The following is a 15,865-nucleotide window of genomic DNA, read 5'->3' as shown; positions in this document are numbered from 1 at the left end:
ATCAAATCCAATAACGATTGATTTGTTGATGACGGTTCTTCTTGAGAAACTCGATCACGTCTTCCGCGCTGCGATCGAGTTCGCTGCAATCGCCTTGATAGTCGAGGTCAACGTGCAGAGCCAACTGCGTTAGCCATTTTTGATAACGATTTTCAAATTGCGCGAGGAAGGCGAAGTCCAACCAATAGAATTCTGGTAAGAGATGCGCTGGCAATTCTTCTGCAATGAGTTTCTCAACCCACAAACGCGCTTTCGGATCTTGGAAGCGTGCGGTATAGGCAGGCAAGATGATACTGACACGGTGACAGTAAAATTCGTGATCAATCGCACGTTTGTGGTTGTCTTGCCCAGTTGGTGCACGAGGACGCAATAGGATGTGTTCGAGCACGTGCACGCCTTCGCTTTGCAAACACTGTCCAGCGAGCGCATCGATCAAGCAGCGTAAGAATTGACTAATTTCGGCGATCGGTAAGAAGCAGATAGGCCAGATTTGTTCGTCTTTGGTCAGTAAGCATAACCAAGCATGTTGTTCGCTGACACGATGAATACGATAGTTTTCCCAACGCGTTCCTTGCTGCAGCATGGCATCGCAAACCGTCCCGTGGGGAATGCGAAAATCTTCTTTGTACGATTCACTTTTCGGTAAGGGAACCACTTCCAACTTATCGAAATGTAATTCGCTCGGATAATTAATCTGCTTCTGCAGTCGTTCCAGATAGCGCTTGTCGCTAATTAGCTTAGTCTCACCTTGCAGATGGCTGATTAAAGAAGGATCTTGTTGCTCTTGGAAGCTGCCGAGCAAGATGCGAACTTTGCGCTCGATAGGCGAGGTCGCATCGTGATGCCAAGCGTTTGTCAAACAACGTCCTGTGCCGCGGCCACTGCTGAGGTCACAGAGGTGACGTAGCAAATAAATTTTGTTGAGTAAGATCTGACGACCAACATACTGTTTGAAGTAGACATCGTAGCGACGTAACTCGGTTTCTGGATAGTTCTCGCCATATAAGGCGAGTAGGCTATCGAGTACGCGATTGCGGCGTTCTTCAAAATTATCTTGTCCCGCTACAATCCGTTCCAGCTCAGCTTGATTTGCTTTGTTGGTGTACAGGACCTCAAGATTGGGAATCTCTTGATTGCTCAAAAACTGCGTGAAGTAACTGCGATCTAAACAAGGATCTAAGGAATACAATTGACGCAGATGCTGCAAAGAACTCAGATAGTTCGCCATCATCTGTTCGAACGGGAACAGATAGGCTTTTAATTGACGTGCTTTAGCATGCACTGCATCGGGTTCAGATTGTGGTACTCCAAAATGATTGACGCCATAGATCGCAGGTAAGTGCTCACCCAAAGAAAAATACTCATCAAACTGACGCGCTTCCCCTTTGGGTAAGGGAATTAATTGATCTAATCTGGCGCGGTTGCGACGGAACGCTTCGTGTTCGAATTCATACTTACGTAAGAACAAGGTGACTTGCTCGCCGAAGGCATGAATTTCGCGTTGCGTACGAACGCTAAGAACTTGCTCGATATCCTCCGCGACCATCGGTTCTAGCGTTGCGTTTTTGCTGTAGTGTAAGCGCAGCGCGAGAATCATTTCTGGCGTGTTGATGAAGTGCAGTACCGGGCAATTCGCATCGTGATGATCGAATTGAAGATGCTCGTGGGTCTGACCTTGCTCATCGATGAGTGACAATTGATTCACGCGCAATACACCAGGGATATGGCGAATTAAGGTGATGAGTTTGATCACATCAATGTCGTAACTCTCTTGCAGAAAACTCGCTTCGTCGATATAGCCGCGTTCGGTCAGTGGGCCAGACAATATTTCATCCCAAGTCTTACCTTCTCTCAGCGCCTCTTCAAAACGTGTGATTTGGCTGCCTGAGGTGACCAGCTTGGCGCACCGGAAAATAATATCTGCATAAATTTCGGCACGGCTGCGACTATCGTCAATTTCTATATCGCCCGCTAAAGTGAACGGTGTGGGTTGAACGATGTGGATGTCGTCGATATCACGGCCGAGGCTGCGGTAGCGCGATAACAGTTGTACTGCGGCGTGTCGAAGTTGTCTGTGGGCGGCGCTCTGTTCCTCCTGCGTGTGCCGGAATAAGGATGCATGCGGCTTGATAAAGACGCTCATCAAACCGCGTGTGCTATGGGCTTCCGTATGGCTATGGGCCCAGACGTCTTCGATCTCAGGTAATTGATCGTATAAGAGCTTACAAAAGTCCAGATCAGTGACCGCATGATTCGGGAAGATCTCGGCTGGAGGATACAGCGCTTGAGCGTGGAAGTCGATCGTGCCCGTTTCATTACTGAGAAAGTCTGCAACGGCGAAATCGGTTCGGTACACCAAGTCGGTCAGGCCGTAGCACAAGAGTTCCAACAAGGTGACGCCCGGATCGTGCAGATTGTAGTCAGTCCAACGACCGCTCGAGAGCTGCTGTAAGAGCTCAATGCCGCGTCGACGCAGGCCATCGAAATCGAGGCCATCGGCATCAGCTTGCAAGCGTTTGATGTGATCTGGAACAGCCACGCTTATTCACCTCGCCCTAAACGTGTTTGGTTCGCCAATTGCTGATGCATCAGTGCCAGCAATTGATGGACGCGATTGTAGGGAAACTCGCCCAAGGCCTCGATCACGATTCTCACTTGTGCTGCTTCCAATTCGAAACTAAGCATCTGCGCTCCGCTGTCAGCACGATCCACTTGCGCAGCCGCCTGCCGATTGAGTTGACCAATCAAATCAAACACCGTTTTGAAGGGCTGCTCGGACAAAGCTTCGATAACGAGATCGGCTTGCGTTAGTGACAGCTGGAATGAAATCAACGACGTACTCATTTCTGTTTAATGACTTTCCCTTTGGCGTCGTACTGAGGAACCGGTTGTCGCGTCGGCTCTTGATCACTCTCCAACATCAAGGTGTCTAACCACAGTTGTGTCATGTGATATTTGATCCAGACATTTTCACCATAGCTACATCCGACCCGCATTTGCAAACGAAAATCAAAGGGCTTGTCAGCATCATCTGCCATCCAGCGCAATTCAATCCGACTGCACTTATTGCCAAAATAGGTTTGATTGTAATCAATGCTCCCGTTACTATTGAAGGCATTCATGGCGATCGCATGGGTTAAGGCATAGCGCCCCTCGCTGTCTTTCGCGCCGACGCCAGCGACCACTTCCCAAGCCTGGCAACCCGTCATGTTTTCGGTGATGTCATACCAGTTGCCATCGGCAGGCACTGACATCTCACCAGGTCGTCCAACGCGTGCATAGGAGGCGATGCAACCGGCGACATCGAGTTCATGTTGTGGCTGCGCTTGGCGTATCCCAACACCGCTATGATGAATACCATCGACACTGGTGGTGCTCGATAGCGTCAATAAAGCTTGATTGCGGGTGTCCGTAATACTCAGATTCGTGCTTCCTTTATCTAAGCCAAAGGACCAAAGCGGATCACCGATATTGATGTCCTTGTAGAAGCTCATTAGTTTGCCATCGCGTAATTGCGCGACTTTGAAGCCTTCTTTTTCTGTCTTATCAAAGCCTTCGTCGAGCATATTGAGCATGGATTCGATGAGATCCGAGAAGTCCTCTTCCGTCGGCATTTTGCCGTGCTGGAAACGCTCTTGTAGGATGTGTCGGTTACGTCGTGTCATGTCGATTTCCTTGCCGGAATAATGAAGGTAGAGCCTACTTTTAATTCGTTAATGCCAAGTGCTTTTGGATTTCTCTGTTCAAATTGATCCAGAACGACAATCCAATGTTCTGGCAGCGGTACCGCGATACTCCATGGATAACTTGGGCTAAGATCTTTCTCGTGACGCGGCAAATTCGCATTGTCTTTTAAGTAGAAACGTAGATCACCGACATCGCCTAAGGGGGAAATTTGCAGCAAAGAGACGCCGCTCACTTCTTCAACATAGTCGAGGTCATGCAAGAATGAGATCACATTGTGCTGTTGAATATGCCAACCAAAATGTTGATTGATGCCACGCTCATTCCATGGCGAAAGGTATTCGCAAATCGCGCGATTAATTTGTTCGATGTAGCGACCGCTCATTTGGCTTTGGGTACTGGATTTCGTGCCAAATTGTCGCGGGTGTTGATTGCCCGTGTTGAGTTTGACAGTGCAACGCACCTGAACTTCTTCGTAGACAGGATTCTCCACGCTGATTTGCACATCGGCGGGCGCATACAGCCGCACGAAGTCGTGGATCTCCTGAATCAGGTGCCCACTCAGTGTCGGTCGTTGATTACCGTGACCGCCTAAATTGAGATGTGGAATCGGGACGATCAAGAGATGTCCTGGCCGTATGCGATGTTGTGGGTTTTGCGCTGAACACAAATGGGGGAAGCACTTCACCTTATACACCTGCGGGAAATGTTCCAAGATCATCGATTCGTAATCATTGGTGGTCAGCGCACGATTCTTGTGTCGCAGACGTTCGCTGGCACGTGTTCTAAACTGTTCACGGGTTTCGGCAGCCTTTCCATTAAAACTGCTGCGCACTTGCAAAACACCATTGACGCCGGGGATAGGGCTTTTACTATTTTGTATGCGTAAAGCAGGTAAAATAGGGGCGTTTTTTTTGCCATGTTGTGGTGACCAAGTCACGCGCACTGCTTGTGCAAATACTCCGTACAAACTACAGAAGCGTTCAATTCCCTGATCCGCCGTAACGCCGAGCCAAAATTGATCCGACGGCATCACCGTATGATCCTTATTCATCTCTTCAGGGATTTGCAATTGCACGATGCCGGAGGTCATGAAGCCATGTGTGGAATCGTCCAAAATATGTGCTTGCTCAAAACGGCGCCAACGATTCGATGACAAATACCACCACTGGATATTCGTATGTGTGCCGCTTGCCATCGGCAAAGAATCCTCGCGCAGATAGAAATACAGACTTAACTGACCTTGCAGGCGTTCTGCGTCGAGTCCAATCATTAGATTGCCGGCCGCAGGGTAGTGCGGTACGAGCGGAATCATTTTGCTCTCATTAACACGCATGACTTTGCTACCCATGGGATGCAAGTGCAAAAAGACTTCCTGATGTTGACTGGCTAACTCAGACTGGTTTTGATCGAAGTTAATCGTCGAATACGCTTTGTAATTGAAAACGATGCGACTAATCTGCGGCGTGTACGGCGGATTCGGTTGTGCCGTCATCAAGCCTATCTTTTTCTTTTGCGCGTTCTGGGTGAGAACACGGGTCAGGAGCTGGGGATATTCTTGATGTCCGAAGGCGCCATCGGGTTCGTCCAAACTCAGTTTGAACATGCCATTCATGGTGCTGGAGTTATAAATGAAACGCGCACCATCTTTCGGTAAAGCTTGCGGATGGGTTGGTTTGTACAAGGACATTAAAGGCGTAAATGCGATGCGGTTTTCCGTACGCACTTGCACACTTGGACTGCCGTCTTCTTTGGCTTCAAATTCAAACAAGGATGAAGAAGCGTTTAACTTATTCCATTTACCATCGACCAGTACCGATAACTTGACCTTAATCGCATCCGCCTTCAAAGGATCTTGATAGCCGCGATAGTATTCAGCGAACCCGCCCAAGTTACTAGGCAAACCGGCCCACTCGATATCGACTGAGGCGTCACGCAATTGTTTACCGAGTACCTCTTCGCAGCCGACGATTAAGTAAGAACTGTGATCAGGGAGGGGACCAAATGGCGTAAATGGTGCTAAGGCGCTTAATTGCCCAATCTGATTGTGCAAAATCAATTGACGGCAGGCTTTGACTTCAACCTCCAAATCGATTTCTTCGAGCAACCAATGTGTCAAGATGTCGTAAGGATAGGCATACTCATTACGTGTCATTTCGAATTGTAAGATCGGCGATTTGGTCTGAAATTCCTCGCCGTGTACTTTGCTATCGTAGCCCGTGATTGCTGGCGTTGCTGACGGCAAATGAATGTAGATCGCCAAACAGTTTTCTGGCAGATCAGGATTCAGGCCTTGGTACTCAGGACGATATTCTGGAACCACGAACCAACCGGTTTCGGTGGTGATGGAAATGCGGAACATGCTGCGCACCAGCTTGATGAATTCGTCACTAAGACGTAACTCCGAGGTGCCGCCAGTGAGTTCTCGCAAACTGTTTTCAATCGTGTAACGACTGTTGTGGCGCATTTTCAAGAGGACGCGAATATGTCGCTCACCCTCTTGCATCATTAAGGTATGACTGGCGATGGCAAAACCAAAGCGTGCCGCACTGACATCCGAAATATGTTCACCTGGCTTGGGCGCGCCCATCAAGGGTAGCGGGGGTAACTTCTCATGTGCTCCAGGTTCGGCATCCGCATCGAGTACATCGATAGGGTGGTAGTAACTCGCTTGCGTGCGTAATAGGCGCTTTTCTTTATTCTTACGTTCGAAGTAGATCGTGTGCAGAGAGCTCACGCGGGCATTATTCAGAATGCTGCTTTCATCTGCCGTATAAACGATGTCGTTGAGACTCTCATCTTGGCCTGCTATAAATTCCGTACCTTTGGCGATCGCTACTTGCGGTGCTGATGGATTGAGCTGCATCACCAAATAGGCACTATCGGCCTGCGGCGGTGCTTGTTTGAGTCCGAGCACATCATGATAGTAGAAATCGATGTGCTTATCGGCGAAACGATTCAGTCGCGTTTGTAGTGTTTGGTATTGCTTAGCAAAAGTCAGCAAGAGACTAATCGCGGGATCATGCGCACCGCTGCTGAGGGATTCAGGCAGGAGTTGGCGCACACCTTTTTGCAACATGCGCAAGGCTTGATTGAGCGTATGAAAATTATGTCTAACTTCACTACGGCTAAATGCTTTGGCGTCGCCGTGCAGCGGCGTCTTTTCGGCCTCAGATTTAGTGCTGGTCGCGGAATGGCTGACCTGTGGCAAAGGCCAATCGACGAGTTTACGAAATTGCTCGGAAAACAAATTCTGCGTGTACGACTGCAGCAAACGTGGGGTTGCCTCGACCAGGGTTTGCACTTCCCACTTGAGTCCACGCAAGATACCTTCTAATAGGCTACGGAGTTCGCCGGAAGCATGACCTTGTTGCACCAATAATGTCGTGTACCATTGATCAAATAGACGCAGTAGCATTAGCGGAGAATTCAATTGCTCACGATAGGACAAGTCGATTTTCCGCACGATGTCGTCGCGAAACCAATCGCGATAGCTCGGTTGCATCTGCAAACGTAGTTCGAATTGATCGGCTAGTTCATGGGGCTTGAGCGCTAGAATGCTTGCCATCAAAATGCTCTCGTCAGCACTGAAGAAAGCTTGCCACGTGCCATCCGTGCTCAGATCGAGCTGAAAGAAATGCATCAAGCGCGCATATTCCGTCGCTAAGAACAGCAGTTGTTCAAAGCTGAGATCATCGAGTTTAAAATAGTCACCGCGCAGCGCTGGTCGATGCCGCTGCGTTTGTGCTAATCCGTCACGTATCATCCATTGTGACTTCATAGATCTCCAGTGACACGATTAGAGCTGCACATCGGTGCCCTCGCGCAAATAAAATGGATACACGATGTTATGGCGCGTATTGGTGGCGATGATGCTGTAGTTAATTAAGAAATCGAGTCTGCCGTCGTAGGCTGCCGAGCTATCGGTGGCTATCGATTCCAATTTCACACGCGGTTCGTAAAACAAGATCGCGCGACTGATTAAATCCTTCAGGACTGTGAGCGTGCTCTCGTTGATGTTTTCGTAGATTTGACTCTTGATACCGCAGCCAAAACTTGGTTGCATGACGCGCTCACCTAAGTTCGTGGCGAGGATGATGTGTAAGCTTTGACGAATATCTTCCGCCGCGCTCACCATGGACACGGTGCCGCGTTTGGAAAATTCAGGCGGGAAACTCCACCCCGTGCCTAAAAAAGATACGTCATTACTCACGTCTTAGGCCTCTCGAAACGTTTCGTTGTGAGCTTGCATGTTCAACCACCAATCATCACGGTCGGAAAACCAAGGACAATCGTGCCGCCATGCGCGCAAGTATCACCCATACGTGCCGCGGGGCGGCCACTAATCATGACAGTCGCACTGCCTTTAACAATGGTGTCGGGCGGGCCTACACACACGGCCATGTCGCCGAGCACTGCTGCGGGCAAACTACCAATCAAAACGTTTGGTACACAAGGGCCTGAGATGGGGCCACCGACATGCGGAATCGGTGGCACGCCTGGTGTCACCATGGGGCAAGCATGCATATCGGTAATTCGAGCGGCTGGTGGCATGTGCGTATCCTTGTTCTCACATTAGTTAATCATCACCATGGCGCCTTTGACGGTGGTTTGGCCAGCAGCAGATAATTCCGCGGTCGCGGTTCCTTTGGCCGTGAAACCCACATTGGCGGTATTGGTGATATTCAGCCCCGTGACCTTGACGTCCATCTGAGCGGTAGCTTCAATATTTTGCGTCGCATTGATGACGACCTTGCCCAAGGCTTTGATGGTGATATCCTTTGGGCTATCGAGCAGAATGCCAGAGGAACTCAGCTCGACTTTATTATTGTTTTGATCCTGTAATAAGATGGACTTGCTATCATCGCTGATGACAATCTTGTTATTTGCAGGGGTGATCAAGGTAATGACTTTCTTGCCGTCGTCGTACTCCATTTTCAGTTTGCTACGCGTCACCATCGCCTTGATATTGTTATCGGCGGTGAGTTCGTATGGTGGTGTGTGTTTGGAGCTGTAGAGGCTGCCTAAGATGACGGGGCAGGATGGATCATTGTTGAAGAAGCCGAGTACAACTTCATCACCAATTTCTGGAATCACAAAGGAGCCAAAGCCTGACGACGCGTAGAAGCTAGCGAGGCGCGCCCACACGCCGACCGTGTCAGCATTCATGAGAGGAATATCGACTTGGATCTTGTATTGACCTTCAGGATCGGCATCGAGCTTCATGACGATACCGATATGTAGTCCACTGATTCCTGCGGTTAACCCGGCAGCCTCAGGTGCTTGCAAATGGTGTTCTTCCGTGAACCAGTAGCTTGGCATGCCGAATTCGACTTCGGTGATCCAGTTGCCGTCTTGAAGACGATGGATGACGGTGCTGGCAATCACGTTGCCATTAAAATGTTTACCGACCGCCGCCAATTCTAAAACTACGCCGGGTTTCGCCAGCGCGCTACCTTGAAATTGCATACGACCTTGGATGCGCGACATGGCTGCTTTGGTCTGTTGCGCTTTGCTCCAAGCAGTCAATGCACCGGACTCTAAAGGCGCTGCGGTTTGTAAACCAAAGTCAGATACGTTCAATATTTCCGCTAGAGTTTTCGAGGCGATATCACCTTGCCCAGTTAAGGTGGCAGGCGTGGCGGTTTGCTGGACAATCTTTAGCGTTGCTAAATCCCAGCTGGTACTCGTGACCGAGTTCAGCTGCCAACGCGCATCGAGATCGGCATGAAATTCCATCAAGTCGTGACCGTAAGTCAAGGTCAGCACCGCAGCGTCGCTGGCTCGCGGCGATTTGACAGTGACCTTGCTAGCATCAATCGTGACTAAGAGACCATTGGCCTCGGCCCTCGCCATCATGTAATCCCAGTCGGTGCTGTAGTATTGGACTAATTCTTTGTACGTAATCGTGGTCGCCTCAACGTCGGCGGTTAGGCCGCTGTAAGCGCCAATCAGGGTGGTGATGATATCGCTATCTTTTTTGTCGACATAGTTAGCGTTCTTGCGGCCGACCGTCATCGCTAAGGCTTTGTCTCTGCATTCAATGAGTAAGCGCGCATAATTATCTCCGGTGATCTTGACCGAGTGTTTAATCACTATGCCTTGGAAAATTTGCTTCACTGTGCCTTCATACCCTGCGCTAATGACGACCTCAGTTCCTGGTTTGAAATTACCGGCATCCGCTACTGGAAACTCAGCGTTCGGCATATCGCCATCAATGATGGTGATCAATGCTGTTGGAATACGGTTGATGCTGTGTTGAGTTTCAATCGAGACGACTTGGACAAGGTCTGGCATCGCCTCGCCATCGCAGGTAATGGTGAAGCTGAGGACGCCGGAGCTATCGTTGAGGGGAGAGTCAGCCATGTGATGGTTCCTTCTTCTAATTCACTTAGGCTAAGGGCGGAAAACGCAGCGTCATGCCTGGCGTTAATTGACGTGCCGAACTTAAACCATTGATGCGTGCAACCTCGAGGTGATAGTTGGGATCGCGATAGATGCGATTGCATAGCAGCGGCAAGGTGTCGCCTGCTTTGACTTCAATGAGGTGGGTCAGGTCCGGCGAATTTTTGGCCTCCTCTTTGACGATCTCTGCTGCGCTGGTGTATTCCACGAAATTCAATGAAATCTTGGCGCGTAGCGGTTCACCGTTCGGTTTGAAGAGTGTGTAATCAAACTTAAGTCCTTCGACACGACCATAAAAAATCAAGCTACCCCACACTACTTGGACAATCGGCGCCTCATGTTTGGTGCCGACATAGGTGTAGACGGCATCGCGTAATTCTTGTACTTGTTGTTTGACCGATTTAGTCGTGCCTGGTACGACACCTGTGCCATCTAAAACTAGTTCTTTTAAACTGAGTTTTTCTGGTTGGCTGGCGTGAAATTTGGATTCATTTCCTGCCTGCCCTAAGGATTGATTCTTGGCGTACTTAATCGAAAAGTCATGGCCATAGCCACTGGGGTTAATCAGTGCTTGGAACACAGGGCGCGAGGAATCGACACTAATGGTGCCGTTTTTGGCCACGCTACAGCCAGAAATTTTGAGTAGAGTTTTTTGGCCCGACACGATTAACGCTCCCGCCGTTCACGCAGCATGGCTTGCATCATTTGTTTGCATTGCGCCAGAATTTCTTCTTTGATTGCGTCTGCATTTGCCACCACCTCGTGTTCCTCTGCCACAGGACGGTTCACGATGTTGGTCTTGATAATCAATTCTTTGATTTCGATGGCCATGATGTTGTTGCCCGTGTTTACTTGCTACGTTTTGAATAGGTATATGCGAACGTCATTTTTTCGATCGCCACTTCATTCTTGGTGGCGTTAAATCCTTCAACATCCCATTTCACAGGATATGCGCCGATCAGAGCCCAAGCCCGTAACACTTCACCTTCGGCGCCATTGAGTTTGACGACGATGGTTTTTGGTTCAATGGGTTTGATGAAAGCGCCTTCCAGCGTATCTTTGCACCATTTCACCAAAGGCGAACTTAAAGTCGTCAGACCGCGCTTGAGTTCGAGATTGGGGTGCTTGATACTTTTTGGAAGCTGATGCACAAAGCGGTTCTCGCCGCCTTCCACCACAGCTTCGGTCTCCATTTCAATGCTAATGCCAGATACTTCGCTAAACGAAGCATCTGGCACTTGCATTCCATCGCCGATGGTGACGGTAAAGTAAAACGCCGGAGGGGGATAACCCCCCTCGAAATATTCACCACTCATGGTGTTGATTATTTATTGTCGATCGTCAAACCTTCATGCACGATTTCGATGGACTCAATCGCTACCTCATTGCCTTCGGATTTCAAGTCGGTGCTTGAAATCTTGGTTGGCCATGCATTCGTCAAAGTCCATACCATCGTGTCGTTACCTTGCTCGTCGAGCAAACTAATGGTGACAGGCACACGTTTGATGGTGTTCATCTTGATTTGGTTGAGCCAATCCCAAAACTTGTTGTCGCCTTTGAATACGCCTTTTTTCATCGTGATATTGCCGTACTTTTTCATGCCAGGCATTTTGATCACTGAGAAAACTGGGCTATTGCCGTGACGATACTTGATCTCTTCAGATTGAATATCGAGACCAGAAACTTCTTGGAAAGACATTTCGTTGGCGTCCCATTTCACGCGGAAGTAAAACTTCGGTAAAGGCCATACGTTGCTTGATTGTGCTGAGCCGTCATCTGCCATAACAAACCTCTTCTAAAATAAATAAGTTAAAAATTGTCGGAACAAGGTGTCTTTGCCTTTAGGCTGACACCGTCAGCGCCGGATTATGACTTCTGCATTTGTTGTTGGAACGTGATTTCAATGAATTCCGCTGGGCGGCTTAAAGCAACCAAAATAGTGACGCGCATGTAGCCTTCGAGAATATCTTCAGCTGTCATCGTTTCACCCAAACCGCAGCTAACGCTGAATGCATCTTCTGGGCTCGCACCTGCCAAGCCACCGCGTTTCCAGATACTGGTCAAGAAGTTGCTCGCCATACTCTTCACTGTTACCCAAGTGCTGCTGACGTTTGGCTCAAATACATAGGCCTTAGTCGCTAAGCGTAATGATTCTTCCAGCATAATCATGGTGCGGCGTACGTTGATGTAGCGCCAGTCGAGGCTATTGCCGTCGAGAGTACGAGCACCCCATACCAAAGTGCCTTCACCGATGAAGCTGCGAATTGCATTGATCGACTTACCGGCTGTGGTGACGTTCAAGTCTTCTTGTTCGTCATGCGTAATATTCACCGCTGGAGAGATGACGGAAGCCAAGCTTACATTGGCTGGCGCCTTCCAAACGCCACGCGCATTGTCGACCATGGTGTACACACCTGCCATCGCTGCTGCTGGCGGCAAGAGGTTGAGTTTGTTTTTGATGGCCAACAACATTTTGGAGTAAGTTGGGCAAACAGAGAACAAGATTTTGTGCAACTCGTCGTCGGACAAGTAGGTCTTTGCTTTTGGATCGCGGTCGGCTTTGCCAACTTGAGCCAAGATGTCTTTCAAATCCTGTGGCGCATTCTCGCCACCAGCTTCTGCTAACAACAATTCGCTGACTTTCGACACGTCAACAAAACTAGAGAAGCCGAGGTCCGTAGTTTGTACAATCGATGTATTCAACCAAGGATAGTATGCCGCGGAGTAGTTCAAGAAATTCGTGCCAAGGTCGCCACGGAAGGCTGCGACAGGGTCGTTGTCTGAACGTTCCTTGAATCCATTGTGAATATCCAAAATGGCGAAACGGTTTTTCATCTGGTAGCCGCAGTGTTTTAGCGAGTACTGTTGTACGCCGATGCAATCGCCTTCTTCTAAGGCTACCGCGTCAGGAATCACTACCATCGTTGGTTCTTGCTCCTTCAAGAGCATATCGATACCTTTTTCTAATGGTTTACGTTCGACGCCTTGGTCACTGTAAGTGCCAATAGAAACGATGTAGCATGGGCCACCGCCATTTTGGAAGAACAATTGCATGGCGCGATAGAGGTAATAGCGTTTGGTGTCAGCTTTACCGTTAGGGCGCTTAAGCACGTATTCCTTGTCGCCTGATTTGAAATCAGCATGTTCCTTGTCAGATTTTTCTGCGATCTCAAATTTGTCGTCCGGCTCTTCTCCAAAATAGTTTTTGAATTCGGACAAAGAAGTAATACGCCATGGTTTTTCGTGCAAAGAAGTGCCTTTATTGTCGGCTATTTTGGTGTAACCGATGAATGCAGGAACCGCGGTCGCTACTTCCACAACCGAGTTCGGAAAGGCATTCTTTTCAACGATATAGACACCGGGGGTTTTATACGCGCCAGCCATAAGTGTTCCTTTGAAAATTATTGATGAATATAAATTTCCGCAACGACCAGTGATTGCCCGTCCGGACCTTTCTCTTTGCCAATTTTGTCAACGCTGGCGTTTGGCAGTCGCCTCATTAATACTCTTCCGTTGGCACCCTCTTCACGTAGCTGAAAGCGTTGTGTTGGTATGCTTCTCATTGGTAGTTTGACGTTCGAAACGAATGCCAAGCTATCTTCTGTGACGATCTTTGAGCTGGGAATAAAACGACATCCTGGCTCGCTATTTATTGCATCGAGATCGATAATTTCTAATTTCTTTTTTGCGAGAGCACCAGAGAAGTAGTACTTCCAATGCATCTCTTTACTGCGCAACTGAATGTGATACTGCTGTATTTCTCGGTCCGATTCGACATGTAATGCCTGCGTCATCTCGACAGAAAATACGATGCCCATTTTTTGTCTTTCAAAGCTACTCAAGCCAAAGTCGCGCTCGGCCACGGTGACAGCGGTGATGCCTTGATTTGTCGCTGTTGCTTCGCCGTGCTCGTCCGGTTTGATCTGATAGGCGATCGGTTTTGCCACCTCCCATGCGGTATAGGTTTCGAGGTAAGGATCTTTGCTCAACACCAAAAATTCGAAATCTAAGCTAGCCGCGGGATCACCAAATTCGCGAACTTCATTCCATACTTCAATGCCATTGCTGATCGATCGCAACAACAAACCTTCCTGTTCCATTTGTCGAGCACAGGCTTTCGTGGCTTGAATTTGCAAAGGTAGCTCGCGATCGCTTGCGAAAAACTCGTGCGCTAGTATCAAACGAAACAGAGGCAAATACCGTGCCATTTCTGCACTACCTTCCTAAACCACGCTCGGGCGCTGTGATCATTGGTGCTTGGCCCACTACCGCGCGTGAATCAACTGTAATCATTCGGACTTTATAAAATGCAGAGGGAAGGTATTTGCCTCCCATGAGGCTCCACAAATTATTCAAGTCTGGGATCTTCAGATTCTCCATGTCCAAAATCAGCTTATCGATGCGTGAATCTAAGCCTGGGCTATTTTGTCGATCGAAAACTGCTTGCTGCTGAAAGAAACTAATTGCCTGGGAGAGGGTTCTTAAGGCTCCCGGATAATTGTCTGCGCCAAAATTAGCGGACAACATCACATACAAATTCAAATATAACGGGCTGCTTTGCACCAAGAAGGCATCGGCAACGGAACGCCGGCCATTGCCAGGACGGTGGGGCATGGTGTCCTTCTCGATGTTGACTAAGGTCAGCACCAATTTATTGTTCGCATTCGGTGCGGGCGTGCCATCAAGTTCCACCAAATTCGAAACCACTGCGACGTCTTCCATCAAATGAAAGTTATTACGAAACTGCTGATTGAGCTGATTGGCGAGATGGCTGATGGCTGCGTTGATCACTTGCACTCCGTCTCAGATAGTTCGTGTTGATGTCAGTTTCGCCCGCCGCGCTCCTCAATTTTGGAAGCGCATCTTAACGAGTCCGATACACTATCATGCAAGTAATTATGGAAACAATTGGCTTTGATGATTTTGCAACAGAGTAATAAAAATCTAAGTGATTGCCTCGAATTTGTGCTAGCAAAAAACAAATACCAATTTGAATAATTTTCGCTATCTACGTCTATTGTCGTCAAAATATATCTAAAAACATGTAAATACGATTCTTTACATGTAAAATCAACATATGGTTTTAAATAGGAAATTTAAAATATGTCTTTTACTACTTGTGCATGTAGATGGTGAAGTCATCAGGCAAGTAGTCGTCCCGTAGGCTGGCATGAGGATCGAGCTGACGGCAGAAGCTGAGTACCTGTTCTGGATCATAACCGCACAGCAAAGCGCCACTTTTGAAGTGATGTGCGTTGAGTAAGTTGAGGATGACCCCACGTTGGGCAACTTCCCACATTTTGGAAATCGTTTGCCAGGGATGGAGTTCGTTTTTGCTACGATAGTTGAGGCTGCCCGAGGCGATTACGCAGTCAACCTCAGGCAGGCCAACATTGAGAAAATCTGCTTGAAAGAATTGTGTGTTGGGTAAATGACCGTAGCGTTGTTGTGCCTCGGAGATAAACTCTTTTAGAAAATCGACTCCGAGATAAATCGTGTCTTGATAGTGTTGTGCAAGAAAGGGTCTCAGATCACCGTAGCCACAGCCGAGGTCTAGAACGCTGCTGCCATTTAAATTGCCCCAGTCTAGCATCGCCATGAAGCGTTGTTGTTGGCTTTCAGCTTCGCGATAACCGAGTGCGTGAATGCGATCATCCCCTAGTCGGCTGCGATGAAAACCTTGAATGGTGACTTTTTCGATGAGGTCCATGGCTGAGAAAAAGTAAATAGAAATACTTAAATCTATCCTAGCAGCATTTGTCATTTATGCATATTC

Annotated in this window: 15 protein-coding genes; all 15 read right to left on the bottom strand. The window is 48.5% G+C overall.

Translation table 11 applies throughout. The features are described 5' to 3' along the window. Position 1: 1 nt before the first annotated feature. Positions 2 to 2,539 (bottom strand): hypothetical protein, encoded by a 2,538-nt coding sequence (locus tag RF679_RS18020; protein ID WP_309482006.1) that lies wholly within the window; start codon positions 2,537 to 2,539, stop codon positions 2 to 4. A gap of 2 nt (positions 2,540 to 2,541) precedes the next feature. After that, positions 2,542 to 2,844, bottom strand: a complete 303-nt coding sequence (locus RF679_RS18015) for a hypothetical protein (RefSeq protein ID WP_309482005.1) — start codon at positions 2,842 to 2,844, stop codon at positions 2,542 to 2,544. Continuing rightward, positions 2,841 to 3,665, bottom strand: a complete 825-nt coding sequence (locus RF679_RS18010) for a hypothetical protein (RefSeq protein WP_309482004.1) — start codon at positions 3,663 to 3,665, stop codon at positions 2,841 to 2,843. The genes RF679_RS18015 and RF679_RS18010 overlap by 4 nt, the downstream gene beginning before the upstream one ends. Then, a complete protein-coding gene (locus tag RF679_RS18005; protein ID WP_309482003.1) occupies positions 3,662 to 7,465 on the bottom strand; it encodes a baseplate J/gp47 family protein in 3,804 nt (1,267 codons plus the stop codon). Before RF679_RS18005 ends, RF679_RS18010 begins: the two co-directional genes overlap by 4 nt. A gap of 18 nt (positions 7,466 to 7,483) precedes the next feature. Continuing rightward, on the bottom strand, positions 7,484 to 7,897 hold the full coding sequence (locus RF679_RS18000; RefSeq protein ID WP_309482002.1) for a GPW/gp25 family protein: 414 nt from the start codon (positions 7,895 to 7,897) through the stop codon (positions 7,484 to 7,486). Positions 7,898 to 7,938: 41 nt separating this feature from the next. Then, on the bottom strand, positions 7,939 to 8,238 hold the full coding sequence (locus RF679_RS17995) for a PAAR domain-containing protein (protein ID WP_309482001.1): 300 nt from the start codon (positions 8,236 to 8,238) through the stop codon (positions 7,939 to 7,941). Positions 8,239 to 8,259: 21 nt separating this feature from the next. After that, on the bottom strand, positions 8,260 to 10,050 hold the full coding sequence (gene vgrG / locus RF679_RS17990) for a type VI secretion system tip protein VgrG (RefSeq protein ID WP_309482000.1): 1,791 nt from the start codon (positions 10,048 to 10,050) through the stop codon (positions 8,260 to 8,262). Between the two features lie 25 nt (positions 10,051 to 10,075). Further along, positions 10,076 to 10,753: a CIS tube protein gene (locus RF679_RS17985; protein WP_309481999.1), complete on the bottom strand. Its 678-nt coding sequence runs from the start codon at positions 10,751 to 10,753 to the stop codon at positions 10,076 to 10,078. A 2-nt stretch (positions 10,754 to 10,755) separates the two neighbouring features. Further along, entirely contained in the window at positions 10,756 to 10,920 is a 165-nt protein-coding gene (locus RF679_RS17980) for a DUF5908 family protein (RefSeq protein ID WP_309481998.1), read from the bottom strand. A gap of 17 nt (positions 10,921 to 10,937) precedes the next feature. Next, complete coding sequence (locus RF679_RS17975; protein ID WP_309481997.1) at positions 10,938 to 11,405, bottom strand: phage tail protein; 468 nt, start codon at positions 11,403 to 11,405, stop codon at positions 10,938 to 10,940. A gap of 8 nt (positions 11,406 to 11,413) precedes the next feature. Further along, positions 11,414 to 11,872 carry a phage tail protein gene (locus RF679_RS17970; protein WP_186917953.1) on the bottom strand — a complete coding sequence of 153 codons (459 nt, stop codon included), beginning with the start codon at positions 11,870 to 11,872 and terminating at the stop codon, positions 11,414 to 11,416. 83 nt (positions 11,873 to 11,955) lie between these two features. After that, a complete protein-coding gene (locus RF679_RS17965; RefSeq protein WP_309481996.1) occupies positions 11,956 to 13,473 on the bottom strand; it encodes a phage tail sheath family protein in 1,518 nt (505 codons plus the stop codon). Positions 13,474 to 13,490: 17 nt separating this feature from the next. Next, positions 13,491 to 14,297, bottom strand: a complete 807-nt coding sequence (locus RF679_RS17960) for a hypothetical protein (protein ID WP_309481995.1) — start codon at positions 14,295 to 14,297, stop codon at positions 13,491 to 13,493. Between the two features lie 7 nt (positions 14,298 to 14,304). Then, complete coding sequence (locus tag RF679_RS17955) at positions 14,305 to 14,880, bottom strand: Pvc16 family protein (protein ID WP_309481994.1); 576 nt, start codon at positions 14,878 to 14,880, stop codon at positions 14,305 to 14,307. A 322-nt stretch (positions 14,881 to 15,202) separates the two neighbouring features. Further along, positions 15,203 to 15,853: a class I SAM-dependent methyltransferase gene (locus RF679_RS17950; RefSeq protein WP_309481993.1), complete on the bottom strand. Its 651-nt coding sequence runs from the start codon at positions 15,851 to 15,853 to the stop codon at positions 15,203 to 15,205. Positions 15,854 to 15,865: the final 12 nt, after the last annotated feature.

The sequence above is a fragment of the Undibacterium cyanobacteriorum genome (assembly GCF_031326225.1).
GTDB classification, from domain to species: domain Bacteria; phylum Pseudomonadota; class Gammaproteobacteria; order Burkholderiales; family Burkholderiaceae_D; genus Undibacterium; species Undibacterium cyanobacteriorum.
Note: the sequence above shows the minus strand (reverse complement) of the source record. Positions and strands in the feature narration are given on the sequence as shown.